Source organism: Micromonospora sp. NPDC049301 (assembly GCF_040678715.1).
Taxonomy (GTDB): Bacteria; Actinomycetota; Actinomycetes; order Mycobacteriales; family Micromonosporaceae; genus Micromonospora.
The window spans coordinates 1-18,745 of the sequence record NZ_JBFAQO010000017.1 but is presented as its reverse complement, the minus strand read 5'-3'; the positions used below and the strand labels follow the sequence as shown (position 1 = coordinate 18,745).

General features: G+C 73.4%; 20 protein-coding genes, 1 tRNA gene and 1 pseudogene. 9 read left to right on the top strand and 13 right to left on the bottom strand.

Going from position 1 to position 18,745, the window contains the following annotated elements:
* Positions 1-70 precede the first annotated feature (70 nt).
* Complete coding sequence (locus AB0K07_RS29725; protein ID WP_363760601.1) at positions 71-892, top strand: SURF1 family protein; 822 nt, start codon at positions 71-73, stop codon at positions 890-892.
* A gap of 95 nt (positions 893-987) precedes the next feature.
* Positions 988-1,749 (top strand): hypothetical protein, encoded by a 762-nt coding sequence (locus AB0K07_RS29720; RefSeq protein ID WP_363760598.1) that lies wholly within the window; start codon positions 988-990, stop codon positions 1,747-1,749.
* Positions 1,750-1,768: 19 nt separating this feature from the next.
* On the opposite strand, the gene AB0K07_RS29715 is transcribed toward AB0K07_RS29720, so the two are convergent.
* The 6 genes from AB0K07_RS29715 to AB0K07_RS29690 form a co-directional block, all read right to left on the bottom strand.
* Entirely contained in the window at positions 1,769-3,361 is a 1,593-nt protein-coding gene (locus AB0K07_RS29715) for an ATP-dependent DNA ligase (RefSeq protein WP_363760595.1), read from the bottom strand.
* Between the two features lie 84 nt (positions 3,362-3,445).
* Positions 3,446-3,652 carry a hypothetical protein gene (locus AB0K07_RS29710; protein ID WP_030333429.1) on the bottom strand — a complete coding sequence of 69 codons (207 nt, stop codon included), beginning with the start codon at positions 3,650-3,652 and terminating at the stop codon, positions 3,446-3,448.
* Between the two features lie 77 nt (positions 3,653-3,729).
* A complete protein-coding gene (locus AB0K07_RS29705; protein WP_363760710.1) occupies positions 3,730-5,082 on the bottom strand; it encodes a dipeptidase in 1,353 nt (450 codons plus the stop codon).
* Positions 5,083-5,118: 36 nt separating this feature from the next.
* Positions 5,119-6,264: a M48 family metallopeptidase gene (locus AB0K07_RS29700; protein WP_363760593.1), complete on the bottom strand. Its 1,146-nt coding sequence runs from the start codon at positions 6,262-6,264 to the stop codon at positions 5,119-5,121.
* 74 nt (positions 6,265-6,338) lie between these two features.
* On the bottom strand, positions 6,339-7,019 hold the full coding sequence (locus AB0K07_RS29695) for a hypothetical protein (RefSeq protein ID WP_363760707.1): 681 nt from the start codon (positions 7,017-7,019) through the stop codon (positions 6,339-6,341).
* Positions 6,986-7,507, bottom strand: a complete 522-nt coding sequence (locus AB0K07_RS29690) for a PadR family transcriptional regulator (protein ID WP_363760590.1) — start codon at positions 7,505-7,507, stop codon at positions 6,986-6,988. The genes AB0K07_RS29695 and AB0K07_RS29690 overlap by 34 nt, the downstream gene beginning before the upstream one ends.
* Positions 7,508-7,561: 54 nt before the next feature.
* Between AB0K07_RS29690 and AB0K07_RS29685 the strand changes: the two genes are divergently transcribed.
* Together AB0K07_RS29685 and AB0K07_RS29680 are read left to right on the top strand one after the other, a co-directional pair.
* Positions 7,562-8,335 (top strand): alpha/beta hydrolase, encoded by a 774-nt coding sequence (locus AB0K07_RS29685; RefSeq protein WP_363760588.1) that lies wholly within the window; start codon positions 7,562-7,564, stop codon positions 8,333-8,335.
* A gap of 185 nt (positions 8,336-8,520) precedes the next feature.
* Positions 8,521-8,922 (top strand): rhodanese-like domain-containing protein, encoded by a 402-nt coding sequence (locus AB0K07_RS29680; protein WP_363760704.1) that lies wholly within the window; start codon positions 8,521-8,523, stop codon positions 8,920-8,922.
* 10 nt (positions 8,923-8,932) lie between these two features.
* On the opposite strand, the gene AB0K07_RS29675 is transcribed toward AB0K07_RS29680, so the two are convergent.
* From AB0K07_RS29675 to ssb, 3 genes and pseudogenes are all read right to left on the bottom strand, one after another.
* The gene (locus tag AB0K07_RS29675; protein WP_363760585.1) at positions 8,933-10,474 is read right to left on the bottom strand and encodes a cobyric acid synthase; all 1,542 of its coding nucleotides are present in this window, start codon (positions 10,472-10,474) and stop codon (positions 8,933-8,935) included.
* A 149-nt stretch (positions 10,475-10,623) separates the two neighbouring features.
* Positions 10,624-11,589 (bottom strand): annotated as a pseudogene (locus AB0K07_RS29670) (cobalamin biosynthesis protein); the annotation flags it as partial.
* A 200-nt stretch (positions 11,590-11,789) separates the two neighbouring features.
* Complete coding sequence (ssb, locus tag AB0K07_RS29665; RefSeq protein WP_363760582.1) at positions 11,790-12,572, bottom strand: single-stranded DNA-binding protein; 783 nt, start codon at positions 12,570-12,572, stop codon at positions 11,790-11,792.
* 305 nt (positions 12,573-12,877) lie between these two features.
* Between ssb and AB0K07_RS29660 the strand changes: the two genes are divergently transcribed.
* Both AB0K07_RS29660 and AB0K07_RS29655 read left to right on the top strand, forming a co-directional pair.
* Positions 12,878-13,318, top strand: a complete 441-nt coding sequence (locus AB0K07_RS29660) for an HPF/RaiA family ribosome-associated protein (protein ID WP_363760579.1) — start codon at positions 12,878-12,880, stop codon at positions 13,316-13,318.
* Between the two features lie 99 nt (positions 13,319-13,417).
* The gene (locus AB0K07_RS29655; protein ID WP_363760576.1) at positions 13,418-14,515 is read left to right on the top strand and encodes an alpha/beta hydrolase; all 1,098 of its coding nucleotides are present in this window, start codon (positions 13,418-13,420) and stop codon (positions 14,513-14,515) included.
* A gap of 70 nt (positions 14,516-14,585) precedes the next feature.
* Here the strand turns inward: AB0K07_RS29655 and AB0K07_RS29650 are convergent, their stop codons facing one another.
* Complete coding sequence (locus AB0K07_RS29650) at positions 14,586-15,299, bottom strand: hypothetical protein (protein ID WP_363760573.1); 714 nt, start codon at positions 15,297-15,299, stop codon at positions 14,586-14,588.
* Between the two features lie 158 nt (positions 15,300-15,457).
* Here AB0K07_RS29650 and AB0K07_RS29645 point away from each other — a divergent pair.
* Positions 15,458-15,533, top strand: a tRNA-Arg gene (locus AB0K07_RS29645).
* 71 nt (positions 15,534-15,604) lie between these two features.
* Here AB0K07_RS29645 and AB0K07_RS29640 read toward each other — a convergent pair.
* Positions 15,605-15,811, bottom strand: coding sequence for a hypothetical protein (locus AB0K07_RS29640; protein WP_363760570.1), 207 nt, complete (start codon positions 15,809-15,811; stop codon positions 15,605-15,607).
* A gap of 256 nt (positions 15,812-16,067) precedes the next feature.
* Between AB0K07_RS29640 and AB0K07_RS29635 the strand changes: the two genes are divergently transcribed.
* Positions 16,068-16,673, top strand: coding sequence for a hypothetical protein (locus AB0K07_RS29635; protein ID WP_363760567.1), 606 nt, complete (start codon positions 16,068-16,070; stop codon positions 16,671-16,673).
* Positions 16,674-16,765: 92 nt separating this feature from the next.
* Here the strand turns inward: AB0K07_RS29635 and AB0K07_RS29630 are convergent, their stop codons facing one another.
* The gene (locus AB0K07_RS29630) at positions 16,766-16,933 is read right to left on the bottom strand and encodes a hypothetical protein (RefSeq protein WP_363760564.1); all 168 of its coding nucleotides are present in this window, start codon (positions 16,931-16,933) and stop codon (positions 16,766-16,768) included.
* Between the two features lie 592 nt (positions 16,934-17,525).
* On the bottom strand, positions 17,526-17,780 hold the full coding sequence (locus tag AB0K07_RS29625) for a hypothetical protein (RefSeq protein ID WP_363760561.1): 255 nt from the start codon (positions 17,778-17,780) through the stop codon (positions 17,526-17,528).
* A 765-nt stretch (positions 17,781-18,545) separates the two neighbouring features.
* Here AB0K07_RS29625 and AB0K07_RS29620 point away from each other — a divergent pair.
* A partial coding sequence (locus AB0K07_RS29620; protein ID WP_363760558.1) for a winged helix-turn-helix domain-containing protein occupies positions 18,546-18,745 on the top strand: 200 nt, incomplete at its 3' end.

The following is an 18,745-nucleotide window of genomic DNA, read 5'->3' as shown; positions in this document are numbered from 1 at the left end:
CCGGTGCCGTGCGACCGGTTGCGACCCGGTCGCGGTGAGTGGCCCCGGTCATACGGGTAGCCTCGGTGCGGTGTACCGGTTCCTGCTGAGCCCACGCTGGCTGGGCGCGCTCGCCCTGACCCTGGTCGCCTCCGCGATCATGGTCCTGCTCGGCAACTGGCAGCTGGACCGCTACCGGGGCCGCACCGAGGTCAACGAGCGGATCGACGCCGGCCTGCGGATGACCCCGGCCCCGCTGACCGACGCGCTGCGCGCCCCCAACGGCGGCGCGGGGACGGTCGGCCCGGCCCCCGCCGAGGACAAGGTGTGGACCCGGATCACCGCCACCGGCCGGTACGACCCGACGAACACCATCCTGGTCCGTGGCCGGACGGTGGAGAGCCGGGTCGGCTTCGAGGTGCTGACCCCGTTGGTGCTCGCCGACGGCACGGCGCTGCTGGTGGACCGGGGTTGGGTCCCGCCGGCGCCGGGTGGGGCGATGGCCCAGCCGACGGTGCCCGCCGCGCCGGCCGGCGACGTGACGGTGCTCGGCCGGGTGCACGCGACCGAGAGCGGTGCCGGCGCGGTGAACCGCCGCGACGGGCGGCTGGAGACCCGACGGATCGCGGTGTCGCGGCTGGCCCGCGAGCTGCCCTACCCGGTGTACGGCGCCTACGTGCTGCTCGACGAGCAGACACCGGCGGCCGACCCGCTGTTCAAGGCGGTGCCGGTCGGGCACACCAACAACTGGCAGAACTTTGGCTACGTCGTGCAGTGGTGGCTCTTCGCCGTGATGGCCCTGTTCGGCTACGGCTGGGTGGCCCGCCGGGAGGCGCGCCGGGCTGCCGGCATCGGCCCCAACCGGGCCCCGGTGGACCGGGCCGCCGAGCCGACGCCGAGCGCGTCCGCCTGACCGCGCCGGTGTCCCGACCGGACACTCGGGGGCACCCGGGACGGCACGGCAGCCGGTAGTCTCCGCCGCGTGATCATCTCGCGTTGGGAGTGCCGGTGAGCACCGATCCCACGGCCCCGCTGCCCGCTTCGGAGCCGGACACCCAGGCGCACCCGCCGATCGATCCGTGGGCCGCCGCGCCGCGGACCGCACCGCTGCCGGTCACGCCGCCGACCGCGCCGTTCCCGGCCGCGCCGTTTCCTGCGGCGCCGGTCCCGTCGGCGGGACAGTTCGCCGCCGGGCCGACACAGTTCCCGCCGCCACCCGCACCGTTCTCCGCACCGCCGGCGCCCTTCTCCGGGCCCCCGGCGCACTTCTCGGCGCCACCCGCGCAGTTCTCCGCGCCGCCCGCTCAGCTCTCCGGGCCGCCCGCGCCGGGCGTCGGGGCGTGGCCGGCGGTCGGGCCGTACCCGCCGGTTCCGATGCCGGCGCACCCGGTGCCGGCCGGCTTCGCGACGGCCGGGCCGGAGGTGGTCGCGGTGCAGATCGCCGAGATCACGGTGAGCCCGCCGATCATCCGCACGCCGGCCGGGGTGCTGCCGCTGGCCGGCGCCTCCTGGCACGTGGCCGACTACTGGCACCGTGAGGAGAAGATCGCCACCTGGGCGCTGGTCTGCGCGATCGTCGGCTTCTTCTGCCTGACCTTCTTCAGCCTGTTCTTCCTGCTGATCAAGGAGACCCGGCACCACGGCACCGTGCAGGTGACCGTCACCAACGGCGCCCAGCAGTACGTGGCCCGCATCCCGGTCATCGACCAGGGGCAGGTGCAGCACCTCAACAACCAGGTCAACTACGCCCGGTCGCTCTCCGGCAGGTGACCCGGGCCGGCGCGGCCGGTCAGCCGGTGGGACGGCCGGCGTGGATGGCGCGGACCGCGTCGATGGTGTCCGCCTCGGCGGCGGACTTGTCGTCGCGGTAGCGCACCACCCGGGCGAACCGCAGCGCCACCCCGCCCGGATAACGCGAACTCGTCTGCACCCCGTCGAAGGCGATCTCCACCACCTGCTCGGGACGCACCCGGACCACCCAGTCGCCCCGCTCCACCGCGAGGTCGAGGAAGCGCTCGGTCTGCCAGCGCAGCAGCTCGTCGGTGAGCCCCTTGAACGTCTTGCCGAGCATCACGAAGTCGCCGGTGCGCGGGTCGCGCGCGCCGAGGTGCAGGTTGGACAGCCAGCCCTGCCGCCGGCCGCTGCCCCACTCGACGGCGAGCACCACCAGGTCGAGGGTGTGCCGGGGCTTGACCTTGACCCAGGCCGCGCCGCGGCGGCCGGCGTCGTAGGGAGCGTCCGGCGCCTTGACCACCACGCCCTCCTGCCCGGCGTCGAGCGCGGCGGCGAACGCCGCCCCCGCCTGCTCCGGGTTGTCGACCTCCATGCGCCCGACCAGCAGCGACGCGTCCACCGCGCCGGCCAGTGCGGCCCACCGCTCCCGGCCGGGCAGGTCGATCAGATCCTGGCCGTCGAGGTGCAGCAGGTCGAAGAAGTACGGCGTCAGCACGGTCTCGCCGGCGCTGGCGGCTGCCGCGAGCACCGCCGGGGCGACCGGTGTGCGGGCGGTCGTGCTGGGCGTGGTGCGCCGGGCTGCCCGGCTGGACGTCTGCTGGAAGGGCAGCGGCCGGCCGGTCTCGTCCAGACCGATCGCCTCACCGTCGAGCACCAGCTCCCGGCCGGGCAGGGCGCGGACGGCGGCGACCACCTCGGGCACCCGGGTGGTGATCTCGTCGAGGCTGCGGGTGAAGACGGCGATGTCGGCGCCGGAGCGGTGCACCTGGATGCGGATGCCGTCGAGCTTCACGTCGACCACCGCCGGTGTGCCGGTGGCGGCCAGCGCCTCGTCGACCGAGGGGGCGCTCTGCGCGAGCATCGGCGCGAGCGGCCGGCCGACCCGCAGGCCGAACCCGGCCAGCTCGGCGGCGCCCCCGGCCAGCGCGGCGACGGCCACCGCGCGCAGGTCACCGGCGAGCAGCAGGGCCCGACGGACGGCCGCCACCGGCACCTCGGCGGCCCGGGCCACCGCGTCGGCGAGCAGCCCGGCCTGGGCGCCCTGGCGCAGCTCGCCGCTGAACAGGTTGGTGAGCAGCCGCTGCTCGTCGGCGGTCGCCGCCGCGTAGAGGGCGCCGAGGAGCGCCCGGCGCCGCGCCTGCGACCCCGCGCCGTGCACGGCGGCGATCTGCTCCACGGCGGCATCGACGGCGGCCACGGTCAACGTCGGCTCGGCGGCCGGCGGCGGCAGGTCACGCAGACTCGCATAGCCCACCCCGGTCTGCCGCTGGCGCAGCTCACCGGCGAGATAGCCGGCACCGGGCTCCACCTCGGCCGGGTCGAGCCGGCGCAGCGCGTCGGCGAGCAGCTCCACCTTGGCCCGACGGCCGCTGGTGGCGCCGACGGCGGCGGACGTGGCTGCCAGGTCGAGGAACCGCACGACGTTCATCCTGCCAGTCACCCCCGACACCGCCCGGGCATTGCCGTGCCCGGGCGGTGTCGGCAGGGCGCCGCCGACACGGTGGACGGCGGATCAGGCGGAGACGGGCTCCTCGATGCGCAGCCCCCGGGCGCGGACCTCGCCGGCGACCCGGGAGAGCACCGAGTCGAGGGCGACCAGGGCGGCGGAGAGCTCGCCGAGCTGTTCGTTGAGCGTGTCCTCGGACCACGCGGAGACGTCGACGTCCCCCAGCGCGCTGACGGCGGCCCCCAACCGGGCCATCACCTCGTTCGTACTCATGTTCGAAAGGCTATAACAGCCCGCCGCCCGACACACCGCAAACTCCCAGATCAGACCGGAAGTTACGGTTCCGACACCTAGGGGAGTTTCGTGCCCGCGGCCGCCACCTTGCCCAGCAGCAGCGCCTCGGCGAGGCAGACCCGGGCGAACTCCCGGAGGTGCAGGCTCTCGTTCGGGCCGTGCGCGCGGGCGTGCGGGTCCTCCACACCGGTCACCAGGATCGCCGCCTTCGGGAACATCTCCTGGAAGGTGGCGATGAACGGGATCGACCCGCCGACGCCGATGTCCACCGGGGCGGTGCCGTCCCAGGCCTCGCGGAACGCCGAGCGGGCGGCGTCGAACATCGGCCCGGAGGCGTCGATCACGCACGGGTCGCCGTCGTGCTCGAAGGAGACCGTGACCTGCGCTCCCCACGGGGCGTGCTTCTCCAGGTGCGCGCGCACCGCCGCGTACGCCCGCTTGGGGTCGTCGCCCGGGGCGAGCCGGATGCTGAGCTTCGCCTTGGCGGACGGGACCAGGGCGTTCGGCGCCTCGCCGGTGGACGGCGCGTCGATGCCGAGCACCGCCAGCGCGGGCTTCGTCCAGAGCCGGTCGGTGATCCGGCCGGTGCCGATGAACTGCACGCCGTCGGCCAGCCCGGCCTCGGCCCGGACCCGGTCCTCGGGGTAGTCGACGGTGGCGCCCTCCCGGCCGACCAGCCCGTCCACCGCCACGTCACCGGTGTCGTCGTGCAGCGTGGCGAGCAGCCGGACCAGCGCGGTGAGCGCGTCCGGGACGGCGCCGCCGAACATGCCGCTGTGCACCGCGTGGTCCAGCGTGCGGACCTCGACGAAGCAGTTGACGATGCCGCGCAGTGAGGTGGTCAGCGCCGGTACGCCGATGTCCCAGTTGCCGGAGTCGGCGATCACGATGACGTCGGAGGCGATCTCGTCGCGGTGCTCGGCCAGCAGGCGCTCCAGCGAGTCGGAGCCGTACTCCTCCTCGCCCTCGATGAAGAGGACCACGCCGACCGGCAGTGCGTCACCGTACGCGCGCAGCGCCGCGACGTGCGCCATGATGCCGGCCTTGTCGTCGGCGGCGCCCCGGCCGTAGAGCCGGCCGTCCCGCTCGACCGGCTCGAAGGGGTCGGACTCCCACAGCGACCGGTCGCCGACCGGCTGCACGTCGTGGTGCGCGTAGAGCAGCACGGTGGGCGCACCGGGCGGGGCGGGCCGGCGGCCGATCACCGCGGGTTGCCCGCCGGAACGCACGATGTCGACGTCCAGGCCACAGCCGCGCAGCAGCTCGGCGACCGCCTCGGCGGAGCGCTCCACGTGCGAGTGGTCGAAGCCCTCGAAGGCGATGCCGGGGATGCGGACGAGGCGTTCCAGGTCGGCCCGGACGCCGGGCATCTCCCGCTCGACGGCGGCCCGCACCTGGGACTCGGACATGATCGGTGTGGTCATGACCGGCATCGTATGCCGGCCTTACCCCGGCGTGCCGGCCGAGCCCGTACCGTCACCGGTTCCCGCCGTGCCGGCGCCCGCTGTCGCGCCGGGTGCGGCGCGGCCGGCGCGGTGCGCGCGGCCGGCGGCCTCGGTGGCGGCGTCCATCCAGGAACGGGCCCGGCCCGCGGTGCCGCCCACCCACTCGCCGACGTCGCTGGCGCCGTCGCCGAGCCGGCGCAGCAACCCGACCAGCGGGTCGGTGGACCGGCTGAACTCCTCCCGGTACGACTCGGCCGCCGCCTTGATCTCCTCCGAGACGCTGGTCGAGCGGTCGTCGTCGCGGCGCGGGTAGTCCCCGGCCAGCACCCGCCCGTACGCCCCGGAGTCGATCCACTGCCGCAGCTGGGCGGCGCGTGCCACCGGCACCGGATGCGTGCTCCACGCGGTCATCCGGATCTTGTGCAGGCTGTCCCGCAGGTCGCCGCCACCGGCGTACTCGGCGGCCTGCTCGAGGAAGGCGGTGGTGTCGATCTGGGACAGGTCGCCGCCGCCGGCGAGCTTCATCAGCAGCCGTAGCGCGGCGGCCGGGTCCTGCCCGGCGAGCAGACCGGCCCGGTCGGCGGAGAGCTCGGCCTTGCGCCACCACTCCAGCATCGCCGCGATGATCGCCCGCAGCGCGAACGCGCCGACCGGCAACCAGCTCAGGTTGGCCGCCCACCGGGTGAGGATCATGAGCATCGTCTTGTAGACCGCATGCCCGCTGCCGACGTGCCCCAACTCGTGGCCGAGCAGGCAGCGCAGCTCGTCCTCGTCGAGCTGCTGCACGCAGGCGGAGTTCAACACCACGAACGGCCGCTCCAGGCCGACCGCCTCGGCGCCCAGCCAGGGCGACTGCGTCACGTACAGCTCGGGCAGCTCGGCCACGTCGAGCGCTGCGGCGGCCTCGGTGTAGCGCTGCCACACCGCCGGGTACTGCCGGTGGTCGACCCGGATGCCCGAGGCCAGCACGGAGAGCCGGAAGCCACGCTCGTTCCACATGCCGAAGAACGCGCGCACCACGTCGTCGAAACCCCGCAGCTCGCGCAGGGCGACCAGGGCGCCCCGGTCGGCCGGATGCTCCCAGGCCCGCGAGCTGATGCCGGTGAGGGTGATGCGGCGCCGCGCGGGTGAATCCGGTGCCGACATGATGAGCCCCCGTTCGCCGCGCCCTGACCCTTCTCGCATCGTGCCGTAGCCGGTGGCGGACGTCCATGCCCCGCTCAGCGGATGCGCACGTAGTACCGGTCCGCGTCGTGCGGCAGCGTCGGCGCGCCGTCGACCACCAGGTCGGCCCGGGTGGCCGTGTCGTCGGCGTCGAAGTGCGCACGCTCCCCGACGCGCCAGCGGCGCAGCTCCGGCAGGATCTCCGGCCCGTCGCGGGCGACCGCGCGGGCCAGCCGCAGGGAGGCGGGCGCCGTGACGAAGGCGGCCAGGGTCAGCTCCGGCCGGACGACGGCGCGCGCGGCGCTCACCCCCTCCAGGATCAGCACCGGCGCGGCCGGCACCGGGACCGGGCGGGGCAGGAAGCATCGCCGCACCCAGCTGTAGCGGCGGTAGGAGCCGGGCCGCCCCGCACGCAGCGGGCCCAGCACCCACTCGTCGAGGCGGGGCCAGAAGGTGAGCTGGTCGTCCCAGCCGTCCAGCAGGTCGTCGGTGTGCACCACCGGCGGCCGGGCACCGCCGGGCAGCGCCGCCAGCGCGTCCGCGAGGTGCGCGGCGAACCGGCTCTTGCCCGCGCCGCTCGGCCCGTCGACGGCGACCAGCCGGGTCCGCCCCAACCGCGCGGGGCCCGCGAGCACCCGGCGGGCCAGCTCGGCGTACGCCTCGACGACCACCACCGGCGCGCCGGCGCCCTCCTCGTCCGGGGTCACTCCGGCTCGCCCAGCATCTCCCCGAGCCAGCGCAGCTCGGCCTGGCTGGTGGCTCGGGCGATGGTCAGCATCCCCTGGCGGTACGGATCGGCGACTTCCTCGGCGCGCACCGGCCGGTCGCCCTCGTAGAAGAAGCTGCTCGGCGTACGGAGGAAGGCCAACCGTCGGCGGAGCACCTGGTCGCGGGCGGCCGGATCGTCGAGGTGCCGGAGGAAGGCCAGCAGGACGAACCAGCGGTTCTCGTCGCTGATCTCCATCTCGTCGGGCTCGCGGAGCCGGCGGTCCAGCTCGGCCCGACCCGGCCCGGTCAGCGCCAGCATCTGGCGGGGGGCCGCGCCGGCGCCGGGTTCGACCCGCCGGGTGAGCAGGCCGGCGCGTTCCAGCCGCTTGATCGCGGGATAGAGGGTGCCGTCGGCGATCGGCCGGACATGCCCGGTGAGGTGGGCGATCCGCCGCTTCAGGTCGTAGCCGTGCAGGGGCTGGTCGGCCAGGAAACCGAGGATGGCGAGTTCGAGCACCACCCCATTATGCCCTCTTGACGATATACCTCGGCGCGGAGGTATTGTGTCGCCATGAATACTGCGACCGTGGGCCCGGACGGGGCTCAGATGCGTTGGGTGGAAATCTCCGGCCGTGCACCGGCCCGGGTGTACGTGCACGGGCTCGGCGCGATGTCCGCGCCGTACTTCCTGCCGGCGGCCTCCCTTCCCGAGCTGGCCGGCCACCGCTCCCTCTTCGTCGACCTCCTCGGCTTCGGGTTGAGCGACCGACCGGCCGCGTTCGGCTACACCCTCACCGAGCACGCCGAGGCGCTGGCCGCGACGCTCGACGCGGCCGGGGTCCGGGCGGCCGACGTCGTCGCGCACAGCATGGGCGGCGCGGTGGCCATCGCGCTCGCCCACCAGCGCCCGGACCTGGTCGGGCAGCTGGTGCTGATCGAGGCGAACCTGGACCCGAGCCCGCCGCCGACCGCCGGCAGCAGCGGCCTGGCCCGCTACTCCGAGGCGGAGTTCCTCGCCAGCGGCCTTGCCGAGACCCTGGAGCGGGTGGGGCCGGCCTGGGCCGCCACCATGCGACTGGCCGATCCGATCGGCCTGCACCGCACCGCGATCGGCCTGATGACCGGCACCCGCCCCGCCATGCGGCACCTGCTGGAACGGCTGCCGATGCCGCGCACCTACCTCCAGGGCGGTCGGAGCGGGCCGGTCGTCGGCGCGGAATCGCTGGCTGCGGCCGGAGTGCGGGTGGTGACCGTGCCGGACGCCGGACACAACATCATGCTCGACGCACCCGAGCGGTTCGCTCAGGTCACCGCCGCCGCCCTCGCCCAACCCGCCCTCGCCTGACGTTTCCCGCCGGCGCCGCCACCCCATCCCGCGGCGGCCGCAGCGGGGCTGACCCGTCCGGCTGACGGCCCTGGCCGGCCACCGTCACGTCCGGGGGAATTGGGGCGGCGACGGGTGATGCCGCCACCGTTCGTCGCGCGGGCTGGCCACCGAATCGGCATGATCGGGTGGTGCTCCGAGACGTGATGAGCCCCGGCGTCGACGCCCTGCTCGAACAGGCCCGCGCCGGGCTGCACCGACTGACTCCGCAGCAGACCGTCGAGGCGGTCCGCGGCGGCGCGCTGCTGGTCGACACCCGTACCGAGTTGCAGCGCCGCGAACAGGGCGACCTGCCCGGGGCGGTCGTCATCGACCGGACGGTGCTGGAGTGGCGACTCGATCCGGCCAGCGAATGGCGTATCCCGGAGGCCACCGCCTACGACCGGGAGATCGTGCTGGTGTGCCGTGAGGGTTACAGCTCCAGCCTGGCCGCCGCCAGCCTGCAGACGCTCGGCCTGCGCCGGGCCACCGACATGATCGGCGGCGTCGACGCGTGGCTGGCCGCCGGCCTTCCCACCTCCGACCGTCCCGCCGACATCCGCCTCTGATCACGGCCGCTCAGGCCGGTGGGGGGCCGGGTGGGATGAAGGGGAGGCCGGCGGGTGGCCCGGTCTCGATGAGGCGCCAGAGGGCGTCGGTGTCCAGATGCTCCTCGACCAGGTCACCGAGCAGGTCGAGCGAGCGTTCCCGGGCGGCGGCGAAGCTGGTGTCCGGTGCGACCCGGAAACCGCTGCGACCGGCCAGCCGGGCCGCCTCGGTGAGGAAGCGGCGGCGGAAGCCGTCGGATTCGAACGCCCCGTGCCAGTGCGTGCCGTGCACGACGCCGAGCACGGCGCCCTCGCCAACGCCGTCGTCCCCGGTCAGCAGCGGGGTCAGGGCCGGATCGGTCTGCGAGACGTACCCGTGGTGGATCTCGTAGCCGCGCACCGGCAGGTCGCCGTGGGCGGTGCCCACCGACTGGCGGACGGTCTTGCGCGGATCGAAGGTGATCTCGATGGGCAGCAGGCCGAGGCCCGGCACACTGCCCTGCTGGCTCTCCACCGGGTCGTGGATGGCCCGTCCGAGCATCTGGAAGCCGCCGCAGAGCCCGAGCAGCGGCCTGCCGGCGGCCGCGTGGGCCAGGACCGCGTCGGCGAGGCCGGTCTCGCGCAGCCAGGCCAGGTCGGCGACGGTCGACTTGGAACCGGGCAGGACGACCAGGTCGGCGGCGGCCAGCTCGGCTGGTTCGACGGTGAGGCGGACCCGGACGCCCGGCTCGGTAGCCAGTGCCTCCACGTCGGTGGCGTTGCTGATCCGGGGCAGCCGGACGACCGCCACGTCCAGCCACTCGGTGCCGTGCGGGGCGGCCGGACGGCCGAGCACCCGGCCGTACGCGAGCGAATCCTCGGCGTCGAGCCAGAGGTCGAGTGCCCAGGGCAGCACCCCGAACGTGGGGCGGCCGGTGACGTGGCGCAGCATGTCCAGGCCGGGCTGGAGCAGGCCGAGGTCACCCCGGAACTTGTTGATCACGAAGCCGGCGATCAACGCCTGGTCGGCCGGGTCGAGCAGGGCCACGGTGCCGAACATCGAGGCGAAGACGCCACCCCGGTCGATGTCGCCGACCACGATGGTCGGCAGGTTGGCGTGCCGGGCCAGCCCCATGTTGACGTAGTCACCGGCCCGCAGGTTGATCTCGGCCGGGCTGCCGGCGCCCTCACAGATCACCACGTCGTACGCGGCCCGCAGCTCGGCCAGCGCCGCGTACGCGGTCTCGGCGAGCCGGGGACGCAGCTGCCGGAAGGTGCCGGCGGTGATCGTGTCGACCGCCTCGCCGAGCAGCACCACCTGGCTGGCCAGGTCACTGCCCGGCTTGAGCAGCACCGGGTTGAAGCGCAGGTCGGGGGCGATGCCGCAGGCGGCGGCCTGCATGGCCTGCGCACGGCCGATCTCGCCGCCGCGCCCGTCCGGCCCGACCACCACCGCCGAGTTGTTCGACATGTTCTGTGCCTTGAACGGCGCCACCTTCACGCCCTGCCGGTGCAGCCACCGACAGATGCCGGCGGTGAGCACACTCTTGCCGGCGTCGGAGGTCGTGCCGGCGACCAGCAGCCCGCCGCTCACCGCCCGCTCCCCCGCCCCGCCACGACGGCTCCCAGCCCGCGCCGGGCAGTAGCACCGACCAGCCCGCGTCGCCCGACGGCGGCGACCAGCCCGCCCCGGCCGACGGCAATGATCTGCTCGCGCCGGCCGACGGCGGCCTTCAGCCCGCGCCGGCCGATGGCGCCGGCCAGGCGCCCGACGGTCAGCGGGTACGCGGCGGCCAGCCCGAGGGCGGCCAGGCCCACCGCGCCAGAGATCCGGGCGGCCCGCTTGAGGTGCCGCGCCTCGGGGCGGGGGCCGTCGCCCAGGAAGGGACGCACCTCCGAGCGCCCGAAGTAGACGTTGCGGCCACCGAGGCGGACCCCGAGCGCGCCGGCCATCGCCGCCTCGCACTGACCCGCGTTGGGGCTCGGGTGGTCGTTCCGGTCGCGCCGCCACACCCGCCAGGCCCGTTCCCGGTCACCGTTCGCGACCGGCGCGACGGCGATGGTGAGCAGCCCGGTCAGCCGGGACGGCACCAGGTTGAGCAGGTCGTCCAGCCGGGCCGCCGGGGTGCCGAACCGCGCGTAACGTGCCGACCGGTGCCCGACCATCGCGTCCAGGGTGTTGGCCGCGCGGTAGCCCAGCAGCCCGGGCAGGCCGGCGACCGCGCCCCAGACCAGCGGGGCGACCACCGCGTCGGAGGTGTTCTCCGCGACCGACTCGACGGTGGCCCGGGCCAGCTCCGACTCGTTGAGGGTCGACGGGTCCCGGCCACAGAGGTGACCGAGGCGTCGCCGGGCGGCCGGCAGGTCGCCGTCGCGCAGCGCCCCACCCATGACGGTGGCCTCGTGCCGCAGCGTGCGACCGCCCAGCACGGTCCAGGTGCCGGCGGCGACGAGCAGCGCCCGGGTCACCGGCCGGTGCCGGGTGACGGCCGCGGCGGCCGCACCGAGCAGCACCGGCCCACCCACGGCCAGCGCGGTGAACACCGCCCCGGCCGTCCGGTCCGGCCGGTAGAGCCGCCGCTCCAGCGCACCGGCGGCCTGCCCGAAACCGGCCACCGGGTGCCACCGGCGCGGGTCGCCGAGCACACTGTCCAGCGCGTACCCGGCCAGCAGCCCCACCGCGTTCGCCACCGGCGCTGTCCGTCGCACACGCACCACCTCCGGCCGGCCAGCCTAGACGAGCACCTGGTGAACCAACCCGGCCCGGCATGCCCGGAACCGCCCTGCCCGGCGCAGGGCGGGCCGGGCCACCGCCGTCACGCGGGGTGACGACACCGGTCGGGTCGCCACCCCACCCCCGTTCGTGCCGTGCCGCCGTCCGCGACGGTGCGGGATGGCCGAGCCGATGCTCACACCGGCTGCGGGACCCGCCCCCGGCCACGCCGCCCCCGGCCCGACGGCGCGGGCTCCGGGCGGCCCTCGTCCGGCACCGGCCCCAACTCGTCGTCCGGCTCGTCGTCGGGCCGGTGGTCGTCCGGCTGCTCGTCGTCCATCCCGGGCGCGAGGGCCAGCTCGTCATCGTCGAACCCCGGCGGGCCGTCGGCGTCGCCGCCCTGCCCGCCACCGTGGGGAGCGCCGTCGTCGAGCGGGCCGGCGGCGGTGACCGGGCCGGTACGCGGCACGCCGAAGTCGGGCAGCTCGAAGTCGTCGTCCAGCGGACGGTCGTCGGGCAGGACGGGCGTCTGCCCACCCGGCACCGGCTCGGTGGGCTCGCCGTGCACCCGGCTCTCCGCCTCCGCGTCCTCCACGGTGCTGGTGGTCATGCTCGGGCGGTTACGCAGGAACCGGGCCCGGCCTCGGGACAGGTCGTGCCCGACGGCGACGGCCTCCAGCTCGTAGAGGGTGCGGTGGTTGCCGGCGTCGTCGGTCCAGTCGCGGGTGTAGAGCCGGCCACAGACCACCACCGGGTCGCCGACCATCACCGAGGCGGCCACCCCCTCGGCGAGCTTGCGCCAGCAGTTGACGCGGACGCGGAGCGAGTTGCCGTCGACCCAGCGGCCGCTGTCGCGGTCGAGCCGGCGGGCGGTGGACGCGACCTTGAAGTTGGCCACCAGGGTGCCGCTCTGGGTGGTGCGCCGCCATTCCGGCGTGGTCAGAACATTACCGACAATTGTTACGTAGGTGTCGAACATCGTCCCTCCAGGGGGATCGGTTGCTTGCCAGCGCGAGTCGACTCGACACCGAGCCTCGACGCTGCCGACGGTCCCCGCCAGCACCCCACCCCGACCTGTGGACGACGACGCCACCTGTGGACAACGCCCTGATCACGCCCCCGATGTGGTACGGCCGACGCGCCCGGCCGGGCGCCGGCGGTTTCCGCGTCCGACCGAAGTGGGTATGGACTTGATCAAGCACGACCGACAGCTCCACGTCGACGAGAGGTCAGCGCCATGATGATCACTACCATCGGCTCCCCAACCGCTTCCGAGGCCCGGCGATGAGCGCCGTGGCGAACCCGGCCACCGTCGCCGAGTGCCTGCGGGTGGGCGCCGGGTTCTCGCAGGGCGACCGCGCCTGGATCGCCGAGCAGTTCGCCACCCTCGACGCCCGGCTGGCCGGCTTCCACGCCGACGCCACCGAGCTGGAGGTGTCGGTGAAGGACCGCGAGGCGCGGGGGCAGAAGGTCACCCTGGAGTGCTGGGTCGCCGGCCGGCAGAAGATCGTCACCACCTCCGCCGAGGAGGACCTGCACGCCGCGCTCAACGACGTCCGCGACGACCTGCGCCGGCGGCTCAACGACGCCAAGACCCGCCAGGAGCCCCGGCACAACAAGCACCTGCGCGACGTCAGCCAGCCGCACGATCAGGTCGACCCGGCCGAGGAGGCGGAGGGGCTTCCCGCCGCCGACCCGAGCCGCGCCGACGCGGAAACCGCCTGACGCGTACTCCCGCCGCACCCCGGCCGGCTGACAGGGCCGGTCGGGGCGGGCGAACCTCGGGGCTACCGCCGGGTAGGTTCGCGGCGTAGCGTCGCGAACGTGGAACCGGACGTGTTGGGGCCGCCGTACGAGCGGCAGACGATCGACCTGGGCACCGACGACGAGGGCCGGGTCGTCGCGACCCTGGTCCGGCGGCGGGCCGAGCGCCCCACCGGGCGGGCCGTTCTCTACGTGCACGGCTTCGTCGACTACTTCTTCCAGACCCACCTGGCCGACTTCTTCGCCGAGCGGGGCTGGGACTTCTACGCCCTCGACCTGCGCAAGTACGGTCGCAGCCTGCTCCCGCACCAGACCCCGAACTTCTGCCAGGACATCAGCGACTACTTCCCCGAGCTGGACGCCGCCGCCGAGATCATCCGCACGGACGACGGGCACGACACCCTGCTGGCGATGGGCCACTCCACCGGCGGCCTGATCATCTCGCTGTGGGCGGACGCCCGCCGCGACACCGGCACCGTCGACGGCCTGGTGCTCAACAGCCCGTTCTTCGACCTCAACGCACCCTGGGCGGTGCGCCGACCCCTCGCGGCCGCCGTCTCCCGGCTGGGCCGCAGGGCGCCGCACCGCATCGTTCCGTTCGGGCTGGGCACGGTGTACGGCGAGAGCCTGCACGCCGACCACCGGGGCGAGTGGACCTACGACCTGGCGTGGAAGCCGCTGGCCGGGTTCCCGGTGCGGGCCGGCTGGCTGAACGCGATCCGCACCGGGCAACGCCGGCTGCGCGCCGGGCTGAACATCCAGGTGCCGGTGCTGCTGGCCTGCTCGACCCGCTCCTTCCGGGGCACGCGGTGGCACGACAACGCGTCCCTGGCCGACGCCGTCCTCGATGTCGAGCACATGGTCCGGTACGCGCCCCGCCTCGGCCGGCACGTCACCCTGGCCCGCTTCGACGGCGGTCTGCACGACCTCACGCTCTCCGGCCCCGCCGTACGCCGGAAGGTCTTCGACGAGGTGGGCCGCTGGGCGGAGGCGTTCCTCGCCGCCGGCCCCACCGCCCCGGCCGATCCCGACCCGGCCGACGCTGTCTCCGGCGACACCGCCTCGACCGACACGGCGTCACCCACCGACACGGCCGAGGTGCCGGGAAGTCGGCGTCCGACGGGTGACCCGGCAGGTGCGGCGACGACCGGCGGCTGACCGCAGCCCGTCCCGGAGCACCGGCGCGTCGCCCACTCGGCGCGCTCCCGCCGGGGAGGACGGCGCGGGTTCAGGCTGAGTCGTCTCCGGTCGCGGACGGGAGGACGGCGCGGATCCGGTCGAACGTCGCCACCGGGTGCCCGGCGCCGCCGGGCAGCACGAGGCCCAGGCAGTGCAGCGACACCCCCTCAGCGGCGTCGGCCTGGACGACGAAGACCGGCGCCCCGACGTACCCGGCCGGCAGCTCACTGATGATCCGCACGGTGTCCCCGTCACGGACCACCCGCTCGATCGCCACCTCCAGCGGCCGGGACCCGTCCTCGCGTACCCCATGGGCCAGCACGAAGGCCGAAGCGGCGTCGGCGCCGAGCCGGGCGACCACCTCGGGCCCGGCGGCGATGCCGCCGGGCACCGGCTGCACCCGCCACCGCCAACCCCCGTCGCCGGCGTACCGGTGCAGCCCGCCCGTGGGCAGCACCGCGACGCCGTCACCCGGGAAACGGGCCCAGCCGGGCCTGATCTCGGCCTCCGCGACGGCATCCGGCGCGACCCCGGCCGGCTCGGTGACGCTCGCCCGCAGGCCCAACTCCCCACCCGGGGCGCCAACCAGGTCGGCCGCCGTCAGCAGCGACTCCCCCACCGGGTCGTCGGTGCCCTGGAAGAAGAACGCGGTGCCGAAGCGCAGGTCAGCCGCGTCCGACGACCGGTACGGCAGGATGGCGCGACCGACGATCTGGCACAGCTCGTAGGCGACGTCGTTCTCGGCGTCGGGGTCCAGCAGCACCAGCCGAGGGTACGGGCCTGCGCCGGGTCGGCCGGTGGGAACCCGGATGCCCGCTACCCGGCCTCCGTGAGACTCTGCTCGGCAACGTGGACGCGGGCACCCTTTTCGCCGCCGGTCGGCGGGTCGGCGGTACCCTCTGGGCGCGACATCCACGCCGCGCGCCCGTAGCTCAGCGGATAGAGCAGGGGACTTCTAATCCCAAGGCCGCAGGTTCGAATCCTGCCGGGCGCACCACCTCCCACCAGCGCAAACGCTGATCGCTGCTGATCTTCGACTAGGCCCGGACCCACCCGGAGCCCACCGCGTCACCTGCGCGCACGCTGCACCAGCCGCCGCAGCAGGTGTGCCGTGATGGTTGCCTGCCGGGTGCTCAGCGCCAGCAGGGCCAGCGGGTTCGGGTCCTTGGCGGGGTCCTGGTCGAAGCCCTCCACGCACAGCACCGGCAGGCCGGTGGACTGGTGCAGGGTCACCCGCAGGTACATCGCCTCGCGGTCCTCCGGCCGCAGCAGCACTGGCCGCGAGCAGTGCGCGCCCGCCGGTCGGTCCGGGGGTCACGGTGCACTCCTGGCGGTCGCACCAGGCGGGGTGAGCAGATACTTTGGTCATGGGCCGGGGCTCCTTCCCGGTCAAGGCCCCGTCCGGTGCAGCCACACCGCGTGCGGGGCCGACTACTGAACGTGACCAAGCTAGTCGGGCCGGGCGTGGGCGAGCAAGGAAAGCGACCTTGTTGCGCTGGCCCACGTTGCGCCGCCGGGCGACCATGTCGGCATGTCTTCCGGAACTCCCGTGTGGGTGGTGCTCGCCGTCGCGGCGATGGGCGTCGTTGGCACATTGGCGGCGTCAGTCATCGCGCAGGTCCTCAGCGGACGCCGCGAGGCCCGGCAGTGGGAGCGGCAGCGCGAGCACGAGCGGGAGCGGTGGGGCCGGGAGCGCGAAGATCGGCAGGAGCAGTGGGAGCGGGAGGACCACGCCCGCTGGCACGCGGAACGTCTGGCCCTGTACACCGAACTCCTTCAACGCATCGAGGAGTGGGATCACGTCGTAAATCACGTGCTGCCCGTGGTGGACCCGCCAGCCAACCCGTCGGAAGAAGACCAGCACCGGCTCGGCGATGCCCTGAGCGCGGTCGGCGAGGCCGATAGGAAGCTCAAGCTCTTTGCTTCCAAGGAAACCGACACGGCAGCCGGTCGCTTCTTCATGGACGCGATGCTCTGCTACGCACGGATATGCAATGGCGGCCTGAACGACGCAGAGCAGCTCAAGCCGGTGCGCTTCCAGGTGCGTGCGTTAGCAGACAGGAAGAGCGAGCTACTGACGCTCATCCGCCGCGATCTGGGGATGCCGGCAGGACTAGAGACCTTCAAGGTTTCTTAGCGGTCGGGGCCGCCCACCGACAAGGTAGACGGCCCCGAAGCCTGCGGTTCGCGATCAGGGTCGTGACCTGGAACGAGCCAGGTCAGCGATCGTCAGGCGAGCCGGGTGAGCTCCCACGTCACGGCCTGACCGTTGTACGGCGGCATGACGTTGCCCTTCGCGATGGGCGCGGTCGTGGACGGGTACCCCACGACCTTCCAGACACCGCTCTCCGGGCAACGCTCGCCCGTCCGCGCACGCGTTCCGACTGCTGCCGTCATGGCAACACCTCCTCATAACGTTTGCGCCAAACGCCGAGAAGGACCAATCGCCCACACGGGACGACCGAAGCCTGTTACCGTAGCCGCCTCACGCCAATGAGAACGGACCCCGGCTCGACGTCCAGACCTTCGGTCACGGAACGTCCGTGCTCGGGGTCTGCTTTTTTGCGCAGGCACCTCACGTTGACGTGCCGAGATCAGAGTCTAGGCGACCGAGCGACACTGATCTTGCGGTCACGGTGAGCAATGTGGACCGGCCCCCCGTGCGTCCACATCGTAGGATGTACCTAAATCGATCATCCAGATTTTGGACATACGTTCTAACGATGTCGGCCGATGGGCAGTTCGCCCGTCCTCGCACCGCCCGGGACGCTGACCTGCCGATTCATCGACAGGCGTACTCGAACGTGAGAGTCAATCACATGACGCAGTGGAGGCGTACCACTGAGTAACTTGCAGTTCTGGATTGGCTCCAGAAAACGGGGTCGCTTTACCTCCCGTTCATCTTGTCCAAACGGGACCGCTCCCAAACGCCCGGGGTCGCCAGCCGGCAGGCCAGCGACCCCGAAACGACCGTTACGCGCGACGGGCTTCACGATGCCGACGTCGCTTGCCCGGCCTTCCTCCGGCGCACGACCTGCCGACGAAACTCGTCCATCGTCTGGAGCGCTACTTCGGCACCGGCCAGCCAGCCCTCATCGTCGGGCAACTGGCTCACCGGAATGCCGTCGAGCTCAACGATGCCGTTGTCGTACGCCACCAGTCGCAGGGTCAGCACCAGCCCCTTGTCCTTTGCGGTGGGCTTCACGTCCATCGACTCGCGGATGCGCTTCAGGCTTGCTCCCATCGGCTTCCTCCTCGCTAGACAGCTTGGCGCTTGCGCCGGTATGCGGCAAGGTCGACGCTGCCGCCCGCTGTAGTCGACGCTGCGGGCTGAACGGGGGCGGGCTCGGCGGTGGCTGCCTGCTGGCGTGCCGTGGCCCGCAGCTCGGCTTGGTGGGCGCAGGGGCAGGGCGCAGCACCCGCACTCCGGCCCGCTGCACGTACACCTCACGCTTGTCGACGGCTAATCCCTTGTCGTTCAGCACGTAGCCGGCCAGCCACACCCACCCGTAGTACGTCGGGCGATCATCCATACTCACCAGCCGCAGCCGTAGCGCCCGGTCGCCAGCGAACTGCACGGAGCACGCCGCGCCAAGCAGCAGCACGTCTCCCGGCTTCATGCCGGCCAGTGCCCACGGTTGATGGGGATGCGGTGGCGGGCGCGGCAGGGCAGTTCTGCACCGCAGCGGCACACCCTGCGCCAGTGCTCCCAGCTCCAGACCGGCCGGTGTCGGCGAGCCAGCGTCAGTGCGGTGGCCAGTACATATTCGTCATAGCGGATCCGATTCATCGGCACTCCCCGGTCGAGTCACTAGTGACCGCCAGGGCGGCGGGATCCACGCCGCCCTGGCGGGGCTGTCCTCCGGTTTGCCGAACCAAGGGCAGCCACCAAGCAACCTACGTCACTATCTGACGTAGGTAAAGCCACGCCACGTGATGGTCTTACATCACTTGCTGACGATGGTCAGAGCGTGTTCAGATGGCAGGGCCGAACCAAGGGAATCGAGCTATGCCGTCTGCACCTGCTGAATATCGACGAATTGCCGACGAACTGACCACAAAGATTAAGAACGGTGAACTGACCCCGGGGACGAAGCTCCCCAGCACGAGCGAGCTAGCCGATCAGTTTTCCGTCAGCGTCGCCACCGCATACCGCGCTGTGTCGCTCCTGCACGACCGGGACCTGGTCGTGGGGCAGCCCGGCCGGGG

Bases quoted from the DNA above. Each gene is read 5' to 3' on its own strand.
- AB0K07_RS29715 (WP_363760595.1), bottom strand. From the start codon at position 3,361: ATGAACGTCGTGCGGTTCCTCGACCTGGCAGCCACGTCCGCCGCCGTC.
- AB0K07_RS29710 (WP_030333429.1), bottom strand. From the start codon at position 3,652: ATGAGTACGAACGAGGTGATGGCCCGGTTGGGGGCCGCCGTCAGCGCG.
- AB0K07_RS29705 (WP_363760710.1), bottom strand. From the start codon at position 5,082: ATGTCCGAGTCCCAGGTGCGGGCCGCCGTCGAGCGGGAGATGCCCGGC.
- AB0K07_RS29700 (WP_363760593.1), bottom strand. From the start codon at position 6,264: ATGTCGGCACCGGATTCACCCGCGCGGCGCCGCATCACCCTCACCGGC.
- AB0K07_RS29685 (WP_363760588.1), top strand. From the start codon at position 7,562: ATGAATACTGCGACCGTGGGCCCGGACGGGGCTCAGATGCGTTGGGTG.
- AB0K07_RS29680 (WP_363760704.1), top strand. From the start codon at position 8,521: ATGAGCCCCGGCGTCGACGCCCTGCTCGAACAGGCCCGCGCCGGGCTG.
- ssb (WP_363760582.1), bottom strand. From the start codon at position 12,572: ATGTTCGACACCTACGTAACAATTGTCGGTAATGTTCTGACCACGCCG.
- AB0K07_RS29660 (WP_363760579.1), top strand. From the start codon at position 12,878: ATGAGCGCCGTGGCGAACCCGGCCACCGTCGCCGAGTGCCTGCGGGTG.
- AB0K07_RS29635 (WP_363760567.1), top strand. From the start codon at position 16,068: ATGTCTTCCGGAACTCCCGTGTGGGTGGTGCTCGCCGTCGCGGCGATG.
- AB0K07_RS29630 (WP_363760564.1), bottom strand. From the start codon at position 16,933: ATGACGGCAGCAGTCGGAACGCGTGCGCGGACGGGCGAGCGTTGCCCG.
- AB0K07_RS29625 (WP_363760561.1), bottom strand. From the start codon at position 17,780: ATGGGAGCAAGCCTGAAGCGCATCCGCGAGTCGATGGACGTGAAGCCC.